The organism is Rothia endophytica, assembly GCF_039543885.1.
Classification (GTDB): Bacteria; Actinomycetota; Actinomycetes; order Actinomycetales; family Micrococcaceae; genus Rothia; species Rothia endophytica.
In genome coordinates, this window is record NZ_BAABKP010000006.1 from 18,301 (window position 1) to 37,505 (window position 19,205).

The window sequence follows — 19,205 nt, forward strand, 5'->3', positions numbered from 1 at the left end:
GCTCGACCGTAACAAACACGGTCATTTTACGTACTGAAGGGGTGAGGGTAGAGGGTGCTGTATTGGCCTTCAAAAACCGCTGAGGCTCTGATAAATACCCTCGGTTTGCCGCACCCAGTAGACTGATGGGTAAAAGTGTTCAAATAAAACTAAAGGTGAGTACCAGTGACTGAAACCGGAGCAGAGCAGCTCGGCCCCACCGGCCGCCCCCTGCGCGTCTACCCCGACCCCGCACCGCTTAACACCCACGGCCCGGCACGCATCATTTCGATGGTGAATCAAAAGGGTGGCGTCGGCAAAACAACCTCGACCATCAACCTTGGCGCTGCACTGGCTGAAGTCGGACGCCGCGTTCTCCTGGTGGACTTTGACCCCCAGGGTGCGCTCTCGGCAGGTTTCGGAGCCAACCCCCACGAACTTGAGCTGACTGTCTACAACGTCATGATGGACCGCAAGGTCAATGTGCGTGACGTCATTCTAGAAACGGGCGTGCCCAACGTCGACCTGTTGCCCGCCAACATTGACCTTTCGGCAGCAGAAGTGCAGCTGGTCAACGAGGTCGCCCGTGAGCAGGTTCTTGCTTCTGCCCTGCGCGCCGTTGAAAACGACTACGACGTCATTTTGATCGACTGCCAGCCCTCACTGGGGCTACTGACCGTCAACGCACTGACCGCCAGCCACGGCGTTATCATCCCGCTCATCTGCGAATTCTTTGCCTTGCGTGCCGTTGCCCTGCTGGTGGACTCCATCGAAAAGGTGCAGGACCGCCTCAACCCCAAGCTGGAAATTGACGGCGTGCTGGCCACCATGTTTGATTCCCGCACCCTGCACTCCAAAGAGGTGCTAGCCCGCATTGTTGATGCCTTCGGCGACAAGGTCTTTGACACGGTCATCAAACGAACCGTCAAATTCCCCGACGCCTCGGTTTCCGCAGAGCCCATCCTCTCTTACGCATCTAATCACCCCGGCGCCGATGCCTACCGCCAGCTGGCCCGCGAACTCATTTCACGGGGCGGAGCGCCCTAACCTCAGGGCAACATACCACACCCCTTGCTTTCAAGACCAGGACGCCTCAGCGGGCGTCCTGGTGTATCTTTAGGGGTTGCTGTGGGCGAGCTATCGCTCACTAAGCCTTGAAAGCCACTGGGGCAGTTGGCACAATAGAGAAAGATACGTTTCAACCGGTCTCACCCTGAGCCGACTGACACAGAAAGATTCGCTGCCGTGATGGTACCGACACCAGTACAAGAGCTCAATGCACCCCCGCAGACACCGGCGTCCGCACCCTTTGCCCTTCACCTGAGCAACTTCGAAGGCCCCTTTGACCTGTTGCTCCACCTCATTACCCGCAAGAAACTGGATATCACCGATATCGCACTTGCTGAGGTAACCGATGGATTTCTCAGCTACATCAGCGGTGTCTTCGATGCAGATACTGACCGAGGTCTTAACACCGCCAGCGAATTTCTAGTAACTGCCGCCACCCTGCTGGATCTCAAGGCCGCCCGCCTTTTACCCCGGGGTGCCGCGCACATCACAGCTAATACCGACCTGCTTGAGGCACGCGACCTGCTCTTTGCTCGGCTCTTGCAGTACCGTGCCTACCGCGAAGTGACCGCTGTTCTAGAAGAACGGTACGTTGCCGAAGCCCACCGGTTCCCCCGTACCGTTGCCTTGGACCCCCGCTTTAGCAAGGTGCTGCCGGAGCTTGTCTTTGACTTAAGCCCAGAAGAGTTTGCACGTATTGCGGCTGCAGCGCTTAACCCTGCACGTGATAAAAAAGGCTCCTCGACGCCAAACTCCGAAGTTGAGACCGACCACCTGCATAGACCCCTAACGACTATCGCAGCTGAAGAAGCTCATATCATGGCGCAGTTGGAAGAGCGGGGCAAAGTGACCTTTACCGAGATTATCACCGGTGCTTCTGCAGTAGAGGTGGCGATTGTGCGATTTTTAGCGGTGCTTGAACTCTTCAAGGAGGGAGCGCTGCTCGTGGATCAACCGCAGACACTGGGGCCAATCACCGTCAGCGCGCCGCCCACTGCTCAACACGAGGAAAGCGAGGGCGCATGAACGAGAATAAGGCGCAGCACCCCGACTACACTGCCAATGACCTCGATATTCTCAACAGCGGATCGTGGGGCTTTGACAGTGAGGATGAGAGCTCAGACTCTGCTAGTGAAGCTTCACCAGCCTCGGTAAGGGAACACAACCCCTGGGATAAAGAAGCCTCAGAACCTACAGCAGAACAAGAGGTTCAAGCAGAGAACCAGCTATCCCGGGTAGAACTTCAACCCGGCGGGATCAAGGCCGCCATTGAAGCGATTCTAGCTGTGGCGGACGTCCCTGTTTCAGCACGGGAATTTTCGGCAGCTCTGATTGTCTCAGAACATGCTATTGAGACAGCCCTAGAGCAGCTCTACCGTGAATACAACGGCTATGACGACGGTGAGACCGTGCACGAACCTCGAGGGTTCGAACTGCGCCGCATCGCCGGAGGCTGGCGACTCTACGCTCGGCAGGGCTTTTCACCCTGGGTGGGACGATTCGTGGTAGGCGCTCAGAGCTCCAAGCTCAGCAGGGCAGCATTAGAAACCCTTGCCGTCATTGCCTACCAGCAACCTGCCACCCGCAGCTACGTGGCGCAGGTGCGCGGAGTGAATGTGGACGCGGCAATCCGCAACCTCAAAGCCCGCGGGCTGATTACCGAGACAGTGCCCGATGAAAAGGGCATCACCCAGTACATCACCACTGACACCCTGTTAGAGAAACTTGGGCTAAAATCCCTTGACCAATTACCGGCGCTCGCCCCCTACCTGCCTGATGTGGACCAGGTAGCAAGCGATCCAGAACTCACCACCACCTAAAGATGTACCGGCCAGCCCGGTTAGACAACGAAACGGGCGCACAAAGCGCCCACCCACGAATGAAAGAGGTCATCACAATGGCATATGGAAACAATTCAGGACGAAGCGGTAACACTGGACGTGGCGGCGCAGGACGCGGCTACGGAAAGAGCAACGAATACCGCGGAGGTGGTCGCTCTGGCGGTGCCGGCCGCGGAGGTTCCTCGCGCGGTGGTTCTTCACGCGGTGGTTCAGAGCGCGGCTACGGTTCCTTCGGTGAAGGTGGCCGCGGCGGTTCATCCGGTGGCGGCTTCAAAAGCAACCGCGGCGCCAAGCCCGGCACTCCCGGCGGACCCCGCAAGGCCGGTACCGGTAAAGGCCCCAAGTTCCGTTCGGGTCAGCCCTTCGCCGGTGAGATGGGCGAATTCCGCCCCAACAACCGCGCTACCAAAAACTTTGGTCCCCACCGCCCCCGCCGTCCAAAGAACGCACCGGTAGACCACTACGAGTTCTACGACCACGAGGGCGTCCGCCTGCAGAAGCTCATGGCATCAGCCGGCGTGGCCTCCCGCCGCGTCTGCGAGGAAATGATTGAAGAAGGCCGCGTGACCGTCAATGACCAGCTGGTCACCGAACTGGGCGTGCGCGTTGACCCCACCAAGGTCAGCATCCAGGTAGACGGCATGACCATCCAGACCAACGACAAGCTGGTCTACATGGTCTTCAACAAGCCCAAGGGCGTTGTCTCATCCATGGAAGACCCCGATGGCCGCCCCTGCATCAGCAACTTTTTGCGCTCATCCATGACCGAGCGCGTCTTCCACGTAGGTCGCCTAGACGTCGAAACCGAGGGTCTGCTCTTGCTGACCAACGACGGTGAACTGGCTAACCGCCTGACCCACCCCTCCTACGAGGTGCCCAAGACCTACCTGGTGCAGGTGCCCGGCCCTATGGAGCCCGGTATCGGCGCTGCCATGAAAAAGGGTCTGCGCCTTGAAGATGGCGTAACCCGCGTGGACGAGTTCAAGCTGGTTGACTCTACCCCCGGCCACGTGCTGGTTGAAGTGACCATCCACTCCGGCAAGAACCGCATTATCCGCCGTATGTTCGAGCAGGTAGGCTACCCCGTCGAGAAGCTGGTCCGTGTAGAGATGGGCCCGCTGCACATCGGCTCACAGAAGCAGGGCACCGTGCGTAATCTCTCTAAGGTAGAAATCGGCAAGTTGCTGGCATCGGTGGATATGTAATGAGCGCTTTCTCAGCTACACTGACCGGCCCCGTGCTGGTGATTGGCGCGGGGCTCCTGGGAGCATCTGCCGGGCTGGGGCTGCGCAACCTGGGCTACACGGTTTATATCAGCGATATCTCGCCTACGGTTGAGGCTGTCGCTGAGGATATTGGGGCCGGTACCTCCCTGCGAGCTGTTGCAGAAGAGTGGGGCGCAGAAGCCGGCTTCGTTTTAGAACCGCAACTGGTAGTGGTGGCAGCCCCACCGGATGTCACCGCTGAACTGGTCGTTAAGGCTCTGGGCGAATACCCGCAGGCTTTCGTCATTGATTTGGCATCGGTGAAGTCCGCCATCTTGGCTGATGTGCTGACTTCCGGCGCTGATGCTACCCGCTACCTGGGCACCCACCCCATGGCCGGCCGCGAGAAATCTGGGCCGGTAGCTGCCCGCGGCGAACTCTTCGCAGCCCGCCCCTGGGTCCTTTGCGAGCACCCACTGGCGCGCCGGGAACTGGTCAAACTAGCCCAGCAGGTAGCCGTTGAGCTGGGCTCAACTGTAACCTTCTTGGACGCCAGCGAGCACGACCGCACCGTGGCACTGATTTCTCACGTGCCCCAGGTGATGTCCTCCCTGCTAGCTTCCCGCTTGCAGGACACTCCGCTCTACGCACTCGGGCTGGCAGGGCAGGGGCTGCGCGATACCACCCGCATCGCGGCGTCCGACCCCAACCTCTGGGTGCAGATTTTGGCGGCCAACGCGCAGCCTGTCGTTCAAACTCTCTACGGGGTACGCGAAGACCTAGAGCGTCTTATTTCAACGCTTGAGGCTCCTACAGACTCAGGATCCCGGCTCGATATTGCCCAGCTGATGAGTGAAGGCAACCACGGTGTAGCCCGCATTCCGGGTAAGCACGGCGGGGCACCACGCGCCTTTGCCCAGCTCACCGTGCTGGTGGATGACACCCCCGGCACGCTATCTCGGCTACTACACGAGATTGGCGAGCTGGGCGTGAACCTCGAAGATCTACGGTTGGAACACTCGCCGGGTGCCCCCGTGGGTATGGCAGAAATTTCTGTTAACCCTAGTGAACACGAAAAACTAGTTGATGACCTCACCAGCCGCGGCTGGAAGGTTGTCACGTAAGGTAAAACTATGACTGACACACTTGTTATTGCAATCGACGGCCCCTCCGGCTCGGGTAAAAGCTCGGTTTCTAAGGCAGTTGCACGCCACTTTAACCTGGAATACCTCGACACGGGTGCTATGTACCGTGCCCTGACCTGGTACTGCCTGAACGAAAAAGTAGACGTAGAGGACGCCACAGCGCTGGTTACCGCCGCTCGTACTTTTCCTTACGTTCAGGGCACCAGCCCCGATGAAGAGGTCATTGAGGTGGGGGGAGTGGACGTACGAGAAGCGATCCGCGAGCCCCGTATTTCTGAAGCTGTATCATCGGTTGCTTCCAACCTGGAAGTACGCCAGATTTTGATCGACCTGCAGCGCCGCTTTATTGCTGAGGCAAAAAACGGCATGGTAGCCGAAGGGCGCGATATCACCACCGTGGTAGCCCCCGATGCGGATGCTCGTGTGTTGCTCACCGCTAATGAAGAGGTGCGCCTGGCTCGCCGCGGCCTTCAGCTGGGGGGTACCCAGAACAAAGATCAGCTGGTTCATCAGGTGTCAGAGCGTGATAAGAAGGATTCAAAGACCACTAGCTTCACCGAAGCAGCGCCCGGTGTCACCCTGGTGGATTCCAGCGACCTAAACTTTGAAGAAACCATCGATGCAGTGATTGCGGCAGTTAATACTGCTTTGGGCCGCTAACGGCGAGCCCGTTCACACCATCGATTAGACTACACAAGAACGAAGAATCTGCTGCGGCATGTGCCGTAGCAGGGATAGAAGGAGAGGCACATGGCAGAAGAACAAGCACCCCATGATGACTACGAAGTAAAATTTCTGGGCGGCGGTGAGGATGACGTCTCAGAACGCCTAGCTGAGATTGATGATGAAACTGCTGACCAGCGCGCTGAAGCCCTGCTAGCAGGCCTGCAGGATTACGACCTTAACGAAGAAGACCGCGCCATGCTGAGCGCCTGGGGCTTCGACGTGGATGAGGACGATGACCAAGAAGCTGACCCCGTGGTGGCGATTGTTGGTCGCCCCAACGTCGGTAAATCCACTATCATCAACCGTATTCTGGGCCGACGCGAAGCAGTAGTTGAAGATAAACCTGGCGTTACCCGTGACCGCGTTTCTTACAAAGCCGAATGGTCTGGCAAAGATTTCACCCTGGTCGATACCGGTGGTTGGGAAGCCGATGCTAAGGGTATTGATGCTCAGGTCGCTGCACAGGCAGAAATTGCTGTGGCACACGCCGATGTTGTGTTGCTGGTGGTTGACGCCCTGGTCGGCATTTCGGCAACCGATGAGGCCATTGTGCGCATGCTACGCCGCGTGGATAAGCCCATCTTGCTGATTGCCAACAAGATCGATGACACCCACCAGGAGCCCGACGTGCATGCTCTCTGGGCACTAGGTATGGGCCAGCCCTACCCGGTGTCTGGTCTGCACGGTCGCGGTCTGGCTGACCTGCTGGACGCCGTGCTGGAGGTTATGCCCGAGCACTCCCAGTACGCTGAGCCCGAAGCTCTCGGTGGCCCCCGCCGCGTCGCCCTGATCGGTCGCCCCAACGTTGGTAAGTCCTCACTGCTCAACAAGCTGGCAGGCGAAGAGCGCGCTGTGGTGAACGAACTTGCGGGCACCACGCGCGACCCCGTGGACGAGATCGTGGAGCTGGGCGGACGTCCCTGGCGTTTCGTTGACACCGCCGGTATCCGCCGCCGCGTTCACATGGCCAAGGGCGCAGACTTCTACGCCTCGCTGCGCACCCAGACTGCCATTGAGCGTGCTGAGGTAGCCGTGGTACTGCTGGATGTTTCAGAGCCAATCTCTGAGCAGGACGTTCGCATCATCCAGATGGGTATTGATTCTGGCCGTGCCATGGTGCTGGCCTTCAACAAGTGGGACACCCTCGATGAAGACCGCCGTGAGCTGCTAGAGCGCGAAATTGACCGCGATTTGGCCCATATCAAGTGGGCACCTCGCGTCAATATTTCGGCAAAAACTGGCTGGCACAAGGACAAGCTGGTCCCAGCGCTGGAACACTCACTGGATAGCTGGGATTCCCGCATCCCCACCGGTCGCCTCAATGCCTTCCTGGGTGAAATCGTTGCTGCCCACCCGCACCCCCTGCGTGGCGGTAAGCAGCCCCGCATCCTCTTTGGCACCCAGGTTTCATCCCGCCCGCCTAAGTTCGTTCTCTTCACCACCGGCTTCCTGGACCCCGGCTACCGCCGCTTCATCCAGCGCCGTCTGCGTGAAACCTTCGACTTCACCGGCACTCCCATTGAAATCACTATGCGCGTGCGCGAGCGCCGCACTCTCGGTGAGCGTCAGGCTGGCAAGAGTTCTAAGGGTGGACGCCGCTAGAGCAGAAGACTGTAACCTGTAGTGATTGTCCGGGGGAGGGCTCGCCATGAGCTCTACCCCGGCTTTCCTTTCTGCAGAATATTTCACTGTTCAAGGCAGGTTGATGTGTGATGGAGAACGCGTTGTAAAACTCCTAAAAAGGGCCTCGCAGAATTTGGCACAGTCAGAAAAAACTGTGTATAGTAATACGAGTGCTCAGGGAAGCCGCAAGGCTAAACAGAGACAATCGGGTTGTGGCGCAGCTTGGTAGCGCACTTGACTGGGGGTCAAGGGGTCGCAGGTTCAAATCCTGTCAACCCGACTAAGAAATCGCGGAAACTTAAAGGTTTCCGCGATTTTTTCGTTGGCGAGGTTTGACCCGTTCATCACGAACCCATCTTTTTAACACGCCGTCCCGCTGCGGCGCAGGCTCACCACCTGTCCAACATGGACACCTTTCATACAACCGCAGACAACTCGTGGGGCCTGGAGCCCCTGATTGATGTCGGCGAGCTGGCCACGTATTTGGGCATCCCCGTCTCAACGATCTACTACTGGCGCACCCGCGGCCTCGGCCCGCCCGCGTACCGCCTCGGCAAACACCTGAAGTTCGCTGTCTCCGACGTGCGGGACTGGATTCTCTACACTGATGAGACCCCCTTCGTTCCGGTCTACTCCCGGCCCACCCTCTCCGAGTCTAAAGCTGCGATCGAAGCAGGTGCGGAGCCGAGCTACTCGGGCACGTTCGTCGGTACATTCTGGACACGTTCGCGAACACAAAGAGCGCCTCGATGAAGCGGCGCGTCGCGCAGTCCCTCACTGCTGCGATCTGCCCGGTCTGTCATGGCAAACGGCTGAAGCCCGAAGCGCCGATTGAATCGCTGGTGGCGGGTCCCCGCAGCCCTCCGCGTCGGATGTGCGACCCACAACAGTGCGTCCCTCGCCTGAGAAGCGTGTTGTTGCGGTCGAGCTCGCCTCGGGGGTGTGGCAGTCACTTCGTCCACTGGTCGATTTGGGGCTGGGCTACCTTTCACTGAGTCGGACGACGCCGACGCTGTCTGGTGGTGAGCTACAGCGGTACGGGAGTGTCGGGGACCGGCAAGTCGAGTCTGGTCAGTCAGGCGCTTCCTTCGCTACTTGGCGATCGCATCGGTCGGACACCGCGGTCGAACGTTGCCACCTACACCGGACCTATTCGACCACGTCCGCCGTCGATTTGCAGACACCCCGGAAGCTCGTTTGCGCGGGTATAAGCCTGGCCGATTCTCCTTCAATGTCACTGGCGGGCGCTGCCCAACCTGTGAGGGTGAGGAATCGGTGATGGTGGAGCTCGTCTTCCTGCCTTCAGCGTGTACCGAATGCCCAGACGGCCACGGCACCCGGTACAAGATGTCAACGCTCGAGGTCACGTGGAGGGGGCGTACGGTCGCGGACGTGTTGTCGATGAGCGTAGAGGAGGGCAACCTTTTCTTCGTGGGGGATGAGGAGATCACTCGGTCCCCGGCCGCTTTGTCAGACGTTGGACTCGATGACCTTCGACAGGGTCAACCGGCAACTGAGCTCTCGGGGGAGCGCAGCGCGTTAAACTGGCTACCGAGTTGTAGCGTGGGGACACGCTGTACGTTGTAAACGAGCCGACGTCGGGTTTTCACTGCGCAGACACGGATCATCTGGTCGCGCCTCTGCAGACGCTCGTCGAGACAGGTAATACTGTCGTCGCGGCAGAGCAAGATATGCGTGTCATCGCAGTGGCCAACCATATAATCAATCTAGGGCCCGGTGCGGGCGACGCTGGCGGGACCGTGGTTGCCGCTGGCACACGCGAGCACGTCGCGGATAAACGTGTCGCTGTGCGATTTGAACATCGCACAGCGACACACTCGACGAATTCGTGGTCTTAGGCGGGGAGCTTAGAAGCCAGGACGTCTAACTTCTCGATTGTGGGCTCGCTGAACAGTTTGCCGGTTTGCTCTCCGAGAGCGGTTGCTACTGCGCCCGACAGGTGCGCGTCGCGGCCGGCGTCATCGGGGAACACGTCGAAAATCCCAAATGTGGACGGTCCAAGGCGGATCGCGAACCACGCGACGGTGGCCGGTTCCTCCTCGACGAGCCCTCGCCCGATGCCGAGGAATTCCTGGACCTCGTCTTCCTTACCGGGTAGGGCCTCCAATGTGACCAGCAGTCCCTTTGTTACGCTCATGATGTTACCTCTTTCTGAGCCGCGTGGGTCGCGACCTTGGAAACGATCGTATCACGGGACACAGTAAGGCGCGTCACTGCATACTGCGGACACTGCCACGCTGGAGGGAGCGGGAGAAGTGGAGATAAGCTCCAATTAAATCCGAAATGCGCTAGAAGAGTATGTGGTTGAATCAGCGGCTGTAAAAGCTCGTTGCAGCGCCCGCCGGCGATAGAACGCCGACGGGCGCTGGCTGGGTGGTTTAGACCAGGGCTGCGAGGAGTCCGTCTTTGAGGCTGGTGGTGGGTCGCCCGATGAGCGTAGAAAGCTCGCCAGTCGTGCCCGCGAGGAGACCATCGGCGATGTTCGCATCCAGGGCCGCCATGAACTGCGCGACCTCCTCGGGCATCCCAGTCCCGACGAGCATCTCGACAAGCGTCGGCCCATCCACGCGCTGATAAGTAACAGGTTTCCCGATAATCTGCCCGATTGTGGCCGCAAGCTCATCGTAATCCAACGCCTGGTCTCCGGAGAACTCGTACACCTTGCCTCTATGACCCTCACCGACCAGCACGGCGGCGGCACCATCGGCATAGTCGCGCCGGGAGGCGCTCGCAACGCGGCCGTCGCCGACCGCTGCGATAACGGCTCCGGTCTGGCGGGCGGTTGCCACCTGCGGCAGATAGTTCTCGGTGTACCAGCCGTTGCGCAGGATCGTGTAGTCCAGTCCTGACGCGGTCAGGTATTCCTCGGTGGCCTTGTGCTCGGGCGCGAGCACAAGCTCGCTCGTGGTCGCCTTGGATGCGCTGGTGTAGACGACGCGACCCACTCCCGCGGTCCGAGCGGCGTCGATGACGTTGACGTGCTGCGGTACCAGTTGGGCGACCTCGCTACCCGAGACCAGCAGCAGCGTCTCCACGCCGGTCAGTGCTGACTCCAGGGCGGCGCGGTCTACGTACGAGGCGACGCGCACCTGCACACCCTTCTCTGCTAGGGGCTGCGCTTTCGCCGGGTCACGCACAATCGCGACCAGGCTTGCCGCCGGTCGGGACTCGAGCAGTTTGTCGACGACGAGGCCGCCGAGGTGACCGGTGGCGCCGGTGACGGCGATTAATGAATCCGACATGGGACTCTCCTTAGTTAGTTGTTGACGACTTAATGGGTGAGGACGATGAACCCGAGCACTGCGCTGGCAACGGCCAGCACGCCGAGAACGGCGGGGAACAGCGGGGGCTCCTCGCGACGAATGTGGGTCACGATGGCGCCCAGGACCTCGAGCGCGCCGATGACCGTGCCGGTTCCATTCTGCGAGTGGAAGCGTCGGGACCCTCCCATGACGGGAGTAGGGCCGCCGATCCAGAAGATTACTTGTAGCATCAAGTATAACACTGCATACTTGTTGCAACAAGCAAAGTTGGTTAGACTGCTCGCATGGATTGCCAGATGCCAAGTATGGACGAGCTCGAGTCCCGGGCATGGCGTGGACTCATCCGAGTGATCGAGTTGCTGCCACCGGCTCTCGACGCTCAGATGCAACGCGACTCGAATCTCACCCACTTCGAGTTCATGGTGCTATCGATGTTGCGTTTCGCCCCGGACTCGACGCTGCGGATGACCGCTCTCGCCCAGGGCACCAATGCCTCCCTCGCGCGCCTATCCCATGTCTGTTCGCGCCTAGAAGGACGCGGCCTGGTGGAGCGGTTCGACTGCCCGGCTGATCGGCGTGCCACCAACGTTCGGCTCACGGCCGCGGGAAACGAGTGCGTCATCGCCGCGGCGCCGGGGCACTTCGCGACCGCCCGCGCCCTGGTCATCGACCACCTCACCCCCGAGCAGCTGGCTTCGCTCGCCGAGATTACTGAAGCGCTCGGCCTCCGACTCGACCCCGAGAACCGCACCTTGCCAGCCGTGGAGTCAGGCACACCCACGGAATAGGGAACGAGCGCTACGCATGCACGATGAGGCCGGGATGGTCTTGGAGGAGTACGGCGTCATCTGGATGCGGCAGTTGATCGTAGGCAGTGATGGTGTGAGAGGCCGGTATGGCGCCGATAGTGGTGGCCACGGCGGGCAGGGAGCTCGGGTCGTTGATGAGAAGGTGAGCGTCGTCCGACAAGGTGTCCGCACCTGTGGTTCAAGTGCTTGCGCGAGAATCCCTGATCCGGCGCAGGTTCTCAGTTTCTACCCCTGTTGGATATTTACTGGAACAGAGGTCAATAAGGGCGACAGACAAAGCCTCTCTCACTAGATAAACTAGTGAGAGCGCCTTTTTTTGCGCCTCATTGGTCAAGAAACGGTTTAGCCAAAATTATATGGGCTGGGTTCGCCATTCTCGATACCCGACCAACTTTTCAGGGGGACTCCAATGAAATCTTCAGTACTCGCATTGAAACCCGTGTACGTTGACACTTTCCGCAACGGAATCAACACCAATGTGTGGAATGTCTGGGGGGCGAAGCATGATGATTACGTCACGTACGATCGAGGCGTAATCCGCGGCACCCAGGTCTCCGTCCGCAATAATGAGCTAGTAGTTGCCATGAGCAAGCGGTCTAGCCCTCGTACCTTTAGCGGTGACCCTGTCACGCAACGCTGGTGGGATACCGGTTGGATTTCAACCAAACCGGCCTACGGTATTACCTATGGAGCCTATGAGGTGGAGGCAATGCTGCCTACAGCTCCTCACATTAGTGCCGGTGTATGGAGCGGCATCTGGTCTCGCCCCTTCGCAGCTGGCATCGGCGGTGAGATCGACCCCGCAGAGGCTTTTGGTCACGAGGGCGCCGAGACCCGCCATTCAAGGGCTGAGGGGTTCACTTCAACGGTTCACTTTACTCAGAACCGCACGCTATCTAGAACCGCTGACTACCGTCACTCCAGCAAACTTAGCCCGGCCACTGAAAAGCCCTTGAGCACCACTTTTCACACCTATGGGATGTTCAAGAGCGATCAGGAAATCATCATTTATCTGGATCGTAAAGAAATCCACCGTATCACTCGTGCTGATAGGCCTAAAGCCTGGGGTGCTGCTTACCCAGCTCGTACCCCCTTTGATCTGCGTATCTGTCTGCAGGCAGGAGGCAACTGGGGAGGCTACCCCACGTCTCGCACTGCATTACGGAGCGAGATCAGGGTGCGCAAGGTGACCCTGTGGAACTTTGAAACCACTCCGCTGACTGGAGTAGCCTATCGTGGCTAAACTTCGTACCGTGCTATAACCCAGATGGTGAAGAAGAACTGTTGATAACTCGCTTGGGCTAGTCATCAAGCCATCTTCTTTTCACCAGTCGGCTGACAACATCAGTACACTCACTGGTAGGGGCAGCATCGCGTAATCCACAGGATAGCGATGCAGCCCCTGCCTTCGCTGAGACTGGCTAATCTTCTGTCATGACTAAGCTCAAAGATATTTCAGACAATATTCTTGATTACACAGACCTTCTCGAGGAGCTGGGTGGTAGGTATTCCTTTGAATCCAGACTGGGGCGGGGCGTTTATCAACGCTTGACGCGGGGCAAATACATGCGTACTCGTTATTGGTCTCAGCTCACCGAAGAAGAGCAGTATCTGGCGCGTATCATCGGGCTAGCCGACACACTTCCGGGAGCAATTTTTTCCCACCAAACAGCTGCTCTTATCCACGGTTTGCCCACGAAAAGCGTCCCTGAGCACGTGCACCTTTATATTGCACACAGAGTGCGGTCCCAGGGGCTAAAAGTTCATCACGGGAGGCTTCATATGCCTACTGATACCACCGTCTTTCTACCCGGCATTAGAGTCACCAGCCTAAAGCGCACACTTGAAGATTTGGCTTCAGCTCATGATAATAAGCCCGGCATGTGGGTCAAACTATGACCTTAATTTTGTTGACCAGACAAAACTAAGAGGGCAGACCCCAATAGGTCTGCCCCCTTAGCACCAAGTTAATTTACGCTAGTCTTTCTTCTCTACCTCGTGTGAGTAGCGGTAGATAAAGGCCGCGGTTGCTTCACGACTGACTGAGGTGTAGGGGCGGTAAGTCTTTGAGCCGTCAGCTTCAACCCATCCATTGGTGATACCTGTTGAGTGGAGCCAGGTAATTTCTTTGTAGAAGTAATGGGAGGGGCTAATATCGGAAAACCCAGAATGAGCTGGAACCTGGTAGTCAGGACTACCTGCGTACCGATAGAAGAATGCCGCGGTTGCTTCACGGGTGATTTCTGATGAGGGGCGGAAGGTTCCATCAGACCAACCGTTAGCGAGACCTTCTGTCTTCATCCACTCGATTTCTTTGTAGAAGGGGTGGGTGGTGGGAACATCGGAGAAAGAAGGCTGCGACGGCAACTGGACATCGGGTGAACCAGCAAGACGGTAGAAGTAGGCTGCCATAGCATCTCGCTGTATACCCTCCTTGGGGCGGAAGGTATGGGTGCCATCTCTTTCAATCCAGCCTGTGGTAATGCCCTGCTGAGCCATCCACTCAATTTCTTGATAGAAAGGATCGCCCTCAGATACGTCGGTGAACATTATGGCATCATGCGGGTAAATGTTCATCTCTACGAGGAGGGGATCGTGGTCCGAGGAGCGGAACTCGTTCTCTTCATAGAGATTGGTGATGTTGTAGTTGTAGCGGCTGTATTCGTGGGCGATTGGCTCCACCGAGTTGATGTTCCACACTTGTGCTGATTCAACCTTCTCGGTGAGCTCTGGTGAAGCCAGGATATGGTCTATGGAGCCTACTCTGCCGTCGAATAGGTAGGTGTTACCAGCATTAAACTTCTTACCCAGGTTGGTGTAACCCGCCTCGTAAAGAACCTGCATAGGATCTTCCTCGGTATAGGAGTTGAAGTCTCCCATAAGCATTACGTTGTCGGTAGCCACGGCTTCGCGTTGGCCGTGTGCGAAGTCAACCAGCGCAGCAGCTTGAGCCATACGTGAAGCGTTGGAGGCGCCTTGACCGTCATTCTGATCAGCGTTCTCACCGCTACCTGAGCCTTTTGATTTGAAGTGGTTGACGATAGCTACAAATACCTCGGATCCGTGGTCCTCTTGAGAATTGACGGGAGCGAAAGCCTGAGCCAGGGGCTGGCGGGCATTGCTGAAGGCGGGATTATCATAAATCACCGATTCACCGACGGTCCTGACCTGAGCTGGCTGGTAGATAAAGGCCGTGCGGATGACGTCCTCTGAAGCTGGGATCTGGGAGGGGGATGGCACAGCGGCCCATTTTTCGTAACCCGCGTCTTCGTTGAGAGCCGCGACCAGGGCGTTGAGGGCGGCGTCCCTATCGGTGCCGCCGGTAGCTAGACTGTTCTCAATCTCTTCCAGAGAGAGCACCGAGGTATTGATCTTGTTGATTGCCTTAACAATCTTGGATTCTTGCCGCTCAAAGCTGGCAAGAGTGGCAGCGCCGCGCACCGCACAACTACCGCTCACCGTGATGGGGTTATTCTCTCGGTCCGTAAAGAACTTGCAACCCGCTACAGTATCACCCACGGTGGTGAAGTAGTTCAACACGTTGAAGCTGGATGCAGTTTGACGGCTCCCCAGGATCGGTGCCTCATAGCGGGTATTGGACCAGGACGCCGGTAGTGCTGCCGGGTCAGTATCACCGGTAACGCGGCTGGTGGGCTGCAGGCGCCACATCTGGTGTGAGTATGAGAGCACAACAGGGTTATTGAAGGTCACCTGCGCACCGACTCGCAAAGGGTCACTGGCGCTGAGGTAGGGCAGGGGGGTGTCCTTATTACTGCGTGTGTAGTCTGTGGTGGCTCCGTCATCTAGAACGAATGCCTTAGCAGCATTCTCGGCTTCATAGGCCAGAGCAGCTTCGCCCGGGGCTACAACATCGGTGGCGGTACGCAGAGGCTGGGTGCCGTTGACCAACCCAATTTCACCGTAGCGGTTGGTGTTGTAGTTATCGGTGACAGTAATGGGTCCGTTGGGCTGCAGGAGCATACCTTCCAGTGCTTCACGCTGTGTTTCGTCCTCAGGCAGCGGGATAGCCAGCGGAGTAACCGGTGAGAAAGATTCTGCTAGGACGAGCAACTGAGCTGCGCTATTTACAGTAATTTGAGTTTGACCAAAATACTCTGAGACGGTGCCCGTGACCTCCACGAACTGGCCGTGGCTGACCTGAGCTACGGTATTGGGTGAATAGATGAAAATCGCATCTGAAGCCCCTTCCGTGGTGCCTGCCGCTCCGGTGCCCTGCGTCTGAATAAAGTAGCCTCTCAGGTCACCCTGGTTGTAGACAGCGGTTACTACACCACGGGTGGTGACAGTTTGGTTGACCAGTGGGCTGGCAGCCCCGGTACCCTGGATGGCAGCGATACTGGTGGTCTCCGCAGCGAAAGCGGGTATAGCCATCATTGGACTGATGATAAGGGAGGCAGATGCGGCCAGCGCTGGTGCCTTCCAAAGGTGTTTCTTAGAGGGAGAGATCATCAGAGTTTCCTTGATATGTGAGTGAGGTGAGCCCGTGAGGAGGTAGGCTCTAGTAAACGGAAGGATATAAAACTGAGTTTACTGCTTTGGCTGGTCAAGACACGCTTGTATAGCTGAAGCTTAGATGGATATTAGGTTAGAGAAGAATAGCGCGGATATGGTTTTGTGTTGCTTTTGGTCTTCATTACCGACTACCTGAATCTGCTCCTGGAAATGAGACGAAGAACATTGACTTAGGGTGCAAGAGCTCCAAAAGGTGGTCATATTGGTGAGCGATATTCCTAAAATATGGCTCTGACTTGTGTTGATGAACAAATATCGGAGGGTCAGCTGAATGGGAGTAGAGGGGGCGTTGAGTCTTCTTATTTCAGAGCAATTATCGCGGGACTGCACGCGTTGTTTTATCCGTATTTCGTGTTGGAATAAGTGGTAATTTAGGAGATGAAGGTGCCCCAGGCACACACGCTATTACCCAAGAACGACACGTTGCTCCTAGAAAAGGAAACCTACCCACATGTGGCAGCAGGTCTATGACCCACTGAATAATCAGGCTCTCTCAGCTCTCGTAGCCTCCATTCCCATCCTTATTTTCTTGCTCGGTCTTACCGTGCTCAAGATGAAAGGCCTCCACGCAGCATTAGTGTCGCTAGCATCAGCGGTGCTTCTAGCCATTTTTGTTTTTGGCATGCCCGCGGCGTCCTCCCTTTCTGCTATCGGTTACGGATTCCTCTCGGGTATGTGGCCCATTGGATGGATCGTACTCATGGCTGTTTGGCTCTACCGCATCACCGTACGCGCCGGTAACTTTGAGATCATCCGTGGCTCGGTCTCAGCGATTTCAGCTGATCAGCGTATTCAGGTGCTCCTTATTGCCTTCTGCTTCGGCGGTTTTCTCGAAGGGGCGGCAGGCTTTGGTATCCCCATCGCGATTTGTGCTGCCCTGCTGGTAACTCTAGGCTTTGAGCCGGTCAAGGCTTGCCTGGTCGCGCTGGTCTCTAACGTGGCTTCCGGAGCCTATGGTGCTATCGGTATCCCTGTGCTGACCGGCTCAACCGTTTCAGGAGTGCCCCAGGCCGACCTTAATGGCATGATGGTGTGGGTTCTGCAGATTATTTCTGCCTTTATCCCCGTTCTTCTGGTCGTGATGTTAGACGGTTTGCGTGGCCTAAAGCAGACCGGTCTTCTTGCTCTGGGACTGGGCGTGGTTGTTTCGGCTGTTCAGTCTGGCGTCCTGGTAGCTCTGGGGCCTGAGCTGGCTAATATTATCCCCTACCTCTTGGGCTTGGTCCTTCTTGCTCTCATCATGATGAAGTGGCAGCCTGCCCATATTTACCGTGAGCCCGGTGCCCCCAGCCTCGAAGAGTTGGGGAGTAACCCTGCCGGGTTTAGCTTCACTGGAATCTTCAAGGCCTGGAGCCCCTTCATTATCCTTTCCGCCATGATTCTGCTGTGGAGCACACCCACGATCAAGACTCTCGTACGCCCCGCCACCGATACCACCGCTGCAGGTCTGTTGAACTGGACAACCGTTCCCGTTCAGATGCCCAACCTGCACGGTGCTATCTCCCAGGTCGCCCCAATTGTTGCTCAAGAAACCCCCATGAAGGCTGTCTGGAACTGGAACAGCTTTGCGGCATCGGGTACAGCTATTCTCTTCGCGGCACTGATAACTATTCTGATCTCTACCATCAGCTGGAAAGCCGCCTTCGAAGAACTTGGTGGTGCCTGGAAGCAGCTCTGGAAACCGATTCTCATGATCTGCCTGGTGATGGCCGTTGCTAATGTCATGAACTTCGGCGGCATGTCCTCTGCTCTGGCGCTAGCGCTGGCAGCAGTTGGTTCCGTTTTCCCGCTGCTCTCACCTGTCATCGGTTGGATTGGTGTGTTTGTGACCGGATCAGTGGTCAATAACAACACTCTTTTTGCAGGTCTTCAGGCGACCACTGCCTCCCAGATTGGCGCCAGCCCCTCGCTGCTGGTGGCTGCTAATACGGCCGGTGGGGTGATGGCGAAGATTGTTTCGCCGCAGTCTATTGCCATTGCGGCAGCTTCAGTGAACATGGCTGGGCAGGAATCAAAGATTACTAACGCAGCTATCAAAGTCTCCTTGGTTCTCCTTGCAATTCTCTGCCTCTGGGTTTTCGTGCTCTCGATGATCATGCCAGCCTAGTACTTCTAAAGAAGAACATGTGAGGACGCCGGTGCCGGCTTCGCTTGGGCGGGGTAAGGGACTGGCGTCCTCTTTTGTATGCCTACTGCGAATTATTCTCAATAGTGGGATGAGCGGGGATGGCGCGGGATAAGCTAGAACCCGATAGTAAACCCCAGAAAGGAAACCTCGTGCTTGATGTAGACCCCCATGAAAACCCTCTAGAATTTTGGAACGGGCTGTACTCGTCCAAAGAGCAAGTCTGGTCCGGGAAAGTCAATCAGACGCTGGCTGCTGTTGTTTCAGGGCTACCACCTGGCCGGTCTCTTGATTTGGGATGTGGTGAAGGTGGGGACGTCCTCTGGTTGGCGGAGCAGGGATGGCAGGCCACCGGGTTTGAAATCTCTGATATAGCGGTTGAGCGCGCCCGGGCAGAAGCTCAAGCTAGGGGGCTGGTGGAACGGGCTCACTTTAGGGCGCACAACGCGCAAGACTGGCAGCCTGCTGAGGCAGAAACCTTCCACCTGGTTACCGCGAGTTTCTTTCAATCCCCGGTCTTTTTAGCTCGGGATGAAATTGTTAAGAAAGCTGCCGGTCAATTAGTGCCCGGCGGTCACCTGGTGCTTATTTCCCACGCGTCGCCACCTAGCTGGTACGAAGGGGAAATCCCCGATCACTTTATTACCCCCGAGGACGAGCGGCGCAATCTAGGTTTGGACGCTGAGGGCTGGGGACTGGTGCGCGCTGAACTCATCACCCGTGACATTTTTAGCGCGGATGGTACCCCCGCAACTATCGATGACTGTTTAATTGTTGCTCGTCGCACTTTATAAAAAATTGAAGATTAAATTGAATTGCAAAGACAAATTACTCACAAGTAACACGAAGGTGAGGGTGCGCTCTAAA

17 protein-coding genes, 1 tRNA gene and 2 pseudogenes are annotated in these 19,205 nt (G+C 57.3%); 15 read left to right on the forward strand and 5 right to left on the reverse strand.

What is annotated here, in order from left to right:
- Positions 1-165: 165 nt before the first annotated feature.
- The 10 genes and pseudogenes from ABD982_RS10055 to ABD982_RS10100 all read left to right on the forward strand — a co-directional run.
- Positions 166-1,026: a ParA family protein gene (locus tag ABD982_RS10055; protein WP_345447130.1), complete on the forward strand. Its 861-nt coding sequence runs from the start codon at positions 166-168 to the stop codon at positions 1,024-1,026.
- A gap of 201 nt (positions 1,027-1,227) precedes the next feature.
- Positions 1,228-2,073, forward strand: a complete 846-nt coding sequence (locus tag ABD982_RS10060) for a segregation and condensation protein A (RefSeq protein ID WP_345447293.1) — start codon at positions 1,228-1,230, stop codon at positions 2,071-2,073.
- Positions 2,070-2,867, forward strand: a complete 798-nt coding sequence (gene scpB / locus ABD982_RS10065; protein WP_345447133.1) for an SMC-Scp complex subunit ScpB — start codon at positions 2,070-2,072, stop codon at positions 2,865-2,867. The genes ABD982_RS10060 and scpB overlap by 4 nt, the downstream gene beginning before the upstream one ends.
- Before the next feature lie 77 nt (positions 2,868-2,944).
- Positions 2,945-4,093, forward strand: coding sequence for a pseudouridine synthase (locus ABD982_RS10070; protein ID WP_345447136.1), 1,149 nt, complete (start codon positions 2,945-2,947; stop codon positions 4,091-4,093).
- The gene (locus ABD982_RS10075) at positions 4,093-5,217 is read left to right on the forward strand and encodes a prephenate dehydrogenase (RefSeq protein ID WP_345447139.1); all 1,125 of its coding nucleotides are present in this window, start codon (positions 4,093-4,095) and stop codon (positions 5,215-5,217) included. Before ABD982_RS10070 ends, ABD982_RS10075 begins: the two co-directional genes overlap by 1 nt.
- A gap of 9 nt (positions 5,218-5,226) precedes the next feature.
- The gene (gene cmk / locus ABD982_RS10080; protein WP_345447142.1) at positions 5,227-5,898 is read left to right on the forward strand and encodes a (d)CMP kinase; all 672 of its coding nucleotides are present in this window, start codon (positions 5,227-5,229) and stop codon (positions 5,896-5,898) included.
- A gap of 90 nt (positions 5,899-5,988) precedes the next feature.
- Positions 5,989-7,566 carry a ribosome biogenesis GTPase Der gene (gene der / locus ABD982_RS10085; protein WP_345447145.1) on the forward strand — a complete coding sequence of 526 codons (1,578 nt, stop codon included), beginning with the start codon at positions 5,989-5,991 and terminating at the stop codon, positions 7,564-7,566.
- Positions 7,567-7,793: 227 nt separating this feature from the next.
- Positions 7,794-7,867, forward strand: a tRNA-Pro gene (locus ABD982_RS10090).
- Positions 7,868-7,992: 125 nt separating this feature from the next.
- Positions 7,993-8,124, forward strand: a pseudogene (locus tag ABD982_RS10095) (helix-turn-helix transcriptional regulator); the annotation flags it as partial.
- Between the two features lie 69 nt (positions 8,125-8,193).
- A pseudogene (locus ABD982_RS10100) lies at positions 8,194-9,446 on the forward strand (excinuclease ABC subunit UvrA); the annotation flags it as partial.
- Here the strand turns inward: ABD982_RS10100 and ABD982_RS10105 are convergent.
- The 3 genes from ABD982_RS10105 to ABD982_RS10115 form a co-directional block, all read right to left on the reverse strand.
- Positions 9,443-9,745, reverse strand: coding sequence for a putative quinol monooxygenase (locus ABD982_RS10105; RefSeq protein WP_345447148.1), 303 nt, complete (start codon positions 9,743-9,745; stop codon positions 9,443-9,445). The pseudogene ABD982_RS10100 and the gene ABD982_RS10105 overlap by 4 nt on opposite strands.
- Before the next feature lie 241 nt (positions 9,746-9,986).
- Complete coding sequence (locus ABD982_RS10110; RefSeq protein WP_345447150.1) at positions 9,987-10,850, reverse strand: SDR family oxidoreductase; 864 nt, start codon at positions 10,848-10,850, stop codon at positions 9,987-9,989.
- Between the two features lie 29 nt (positions 10,851-10,879).
- Positions 10,880-11,113 carry a hypothetical protein gene (locus ABD982_RS10115; protein ID WP_345447153.1) on the reverse strand — a complete coding sequence of 78 codons (234 nt, stop codon included), beginning with the start codon at positions 11,111-11,113 and terminating at the stop codon, positions 10,880-10,882.
- A 63-nt stretch (positions 11,114-11,176) separates the two neighbouring features.
- Here ABD982_RS10115 and ABD982_RS10120 point away from each other — a divergent pair, with 63 nt between their 5' ends.
- A complete protein-coding gene (locus ABD982_RS10120; RefSeq protein ID WP_345447156.1) occupies positions 11,177-11,659 on the forward strand; it encodes a MarR family winged helix-turn-helix transcriptional regulator in 483 nt (160 codons plus the stop codon).
- Between the two features lie 10 nt (positions 11,660-11,669).
- On the opposite strand, the gene ABD982_RS10125 is transcribed toward ABD982_RS10120, so the two are convergent.
- Positions 11,670-11,840, reverse strand: a complete 171-nt coding sequence (locus ABD982_RS10125) for an SIP domain-containing protein (protein WP_345447159.1) — start codon at positions 11,838-11,840, stop codon at positions 11,670-11,672.
- A gap of 249 nt (positions 11,841-12,089) precedes the next feature.
- On the opposite strand from ABD982_RS10125, the gene ABD982_RS10130 reads away from it, so the two are divergent.
- Together ABD982_RS10130 and ABD982_RS10135 are read left to right on the forward strand one after the other, a co-directional pair.
- Positions 12,090-12,923 (forward strand): glycoside hydrolase family 16 protein, encoded by an 834-nt coding sequence (locus ABD982_RS10130; protein WP_345447161.1) that lies wholly within the window; start codon positions 12,090-12,092, stop codon positions 12,921-12,923.
- Between the two features lie 191 nt (positions 12,924-13,114).
- Positions 13,115-13,579, forward strand: a complete 465-nt coding sequence (locus ABD982_RS10135; protein ID WP_251379745.1) for a hypothetical protein — start codon at positions 13,115-13,117, stop codon at positions 13,577-13,579.
- 78 nt (positions 13,580-13,657) lie between these two features.
- On the opposite strand, the gene ABD982_RS10140 is transcribed toward ABD982_RS10135, so the two are convergent.
- Positions 13,658-16,150 carry an ExeM/NucH family extracellular endonuclease gene (locus ABD982_RS10140; protein ID WP_345447165.1) on the reverse strand — a complete coding sequence of 831 codons (2,493 nt, stop codon included), beginning with the start codon at positions 16,148-16,150 and terminating at the stop codon, positions 13,658-13,660.
- Positions 16,151-16,664: 514 nt separating this feature from the next.
- Here ABD982_RS10140 and ABD982_RS10145 point away from each other — a divergent pair.
- On the forward strand, positions 16,665-18,320 hold the full coding sequence (locus ABD982_RS10145; RefSeq protein ID WP_345447168.1) for an L-lactate permease: 1,656 nt from the start codon (positions 16,665-16,667) through the stop codon (positions 18,318-18,320).
- Between the two features lie 170 nt (positions 18,321-18,490).
- Positions 18,491-19,132 carry a class I SAM-dependent methyltransferase gene (locus tag ABD982_RS10150; protein ID WP_345447171.1) on the forward strand — a complete coding sequence of 214 codons (642 nt, stop codon included), beginning with the start codon at positions 18,491-18,493 and terminating at the stop codon, positions 19,130-19,132.
- Positions 19,133-19,205: the final 73 nt, after the last annotated feature.

Bases quoted from the DNA above. Each gene is read 5' to 3' on its own strand.
- ABD982_RS10060 (WP_345447293.1), top strand. From the start codon at position 1,228: ATGGTACCGACACCAGTACAAGAGCTCAATGCACCCCCGCAGACACCG.
- scpB (WP_345447133.1), top strand. From the start codon at position 2,070: ATGAACGAGAATAAGGCGCAGCACCCCGACTACACTGCCAATGACCTC.
- ABD982_RS10070 (WP_345447136.1), top strand. From the start codon at position 2,945: ATGGCATATGGAAACAATTCAGGACGAAGCGGTAACACTGGACGTGGC.
- ABD982_RS10075 (WP_345447139.1), top strand. From the start codon at position 4,093: ATGAGCGCTTTCTCAGCTACACTGACCGGCCCCGTGCTGGTGATTGGC.
- cmk (WP_345447142.1), top strand. From the start codon at position 5,227: ATGACTGACACACTTGTTATTGCAATCGACGGCCCCTCCGGCTCGGGT.
- der (WP_345447145.1), top strand. From the start codon at position 5,989: ATGGCAGAAGAACAAGCACCCCATGATGACTACGAAGTAAAATTTCTG.
- ABD982_RS10105 (WP_345447148.1), bottom strand. From the start codon at position 9,745: ATGAGCGTAACAAAGGGACTGCTGGTCACATTGGAGGCCCTACCCGGT.
- ABD982_RS10110 (WP_345447150.1), bottom strand. From the start codon at position 10,850: ATGTCGGATTCATTAATCGCCGTCACCGGCGCCACCGGTCACCTCGGC.
- ABD982_RS10120 (WP_345447156.1), top strand. From the start codon at position 11,177: ATGGACGAGCTCGAGTCCCGGGCATGGCGTGGACTCATCCGAGTGATC.
- ABD982_RS10130 (WP_345447161.1), top strand. From the start codon at position 12,090: ATGAAATCTTCAGTACTCGCATTGAAACCCGTGTACGTTGACACTTTC.
- ABD982_RS10135 (WP_251379745.1), top strand. From the start codon at position 13,115: ATGACTAAGCTCAAAGATATTTCAGACAATATTCTTGATTACACAGAC.
- ABD982_RS10140 (WP_345447165.1), bottom strand. From the start codon at position 16,150: ATGATCTCTCCCTCTAAGAAACACCTTTGGAAGGCACCAGCGCTGGCC.
- ABD982_RS10145 (WP_345447168.1), top strand. From the start codon at position 16,665: ATGTGGCAGCAGGTCTATGACCCACTGAATAATCAGGCTCTCTCAGCT.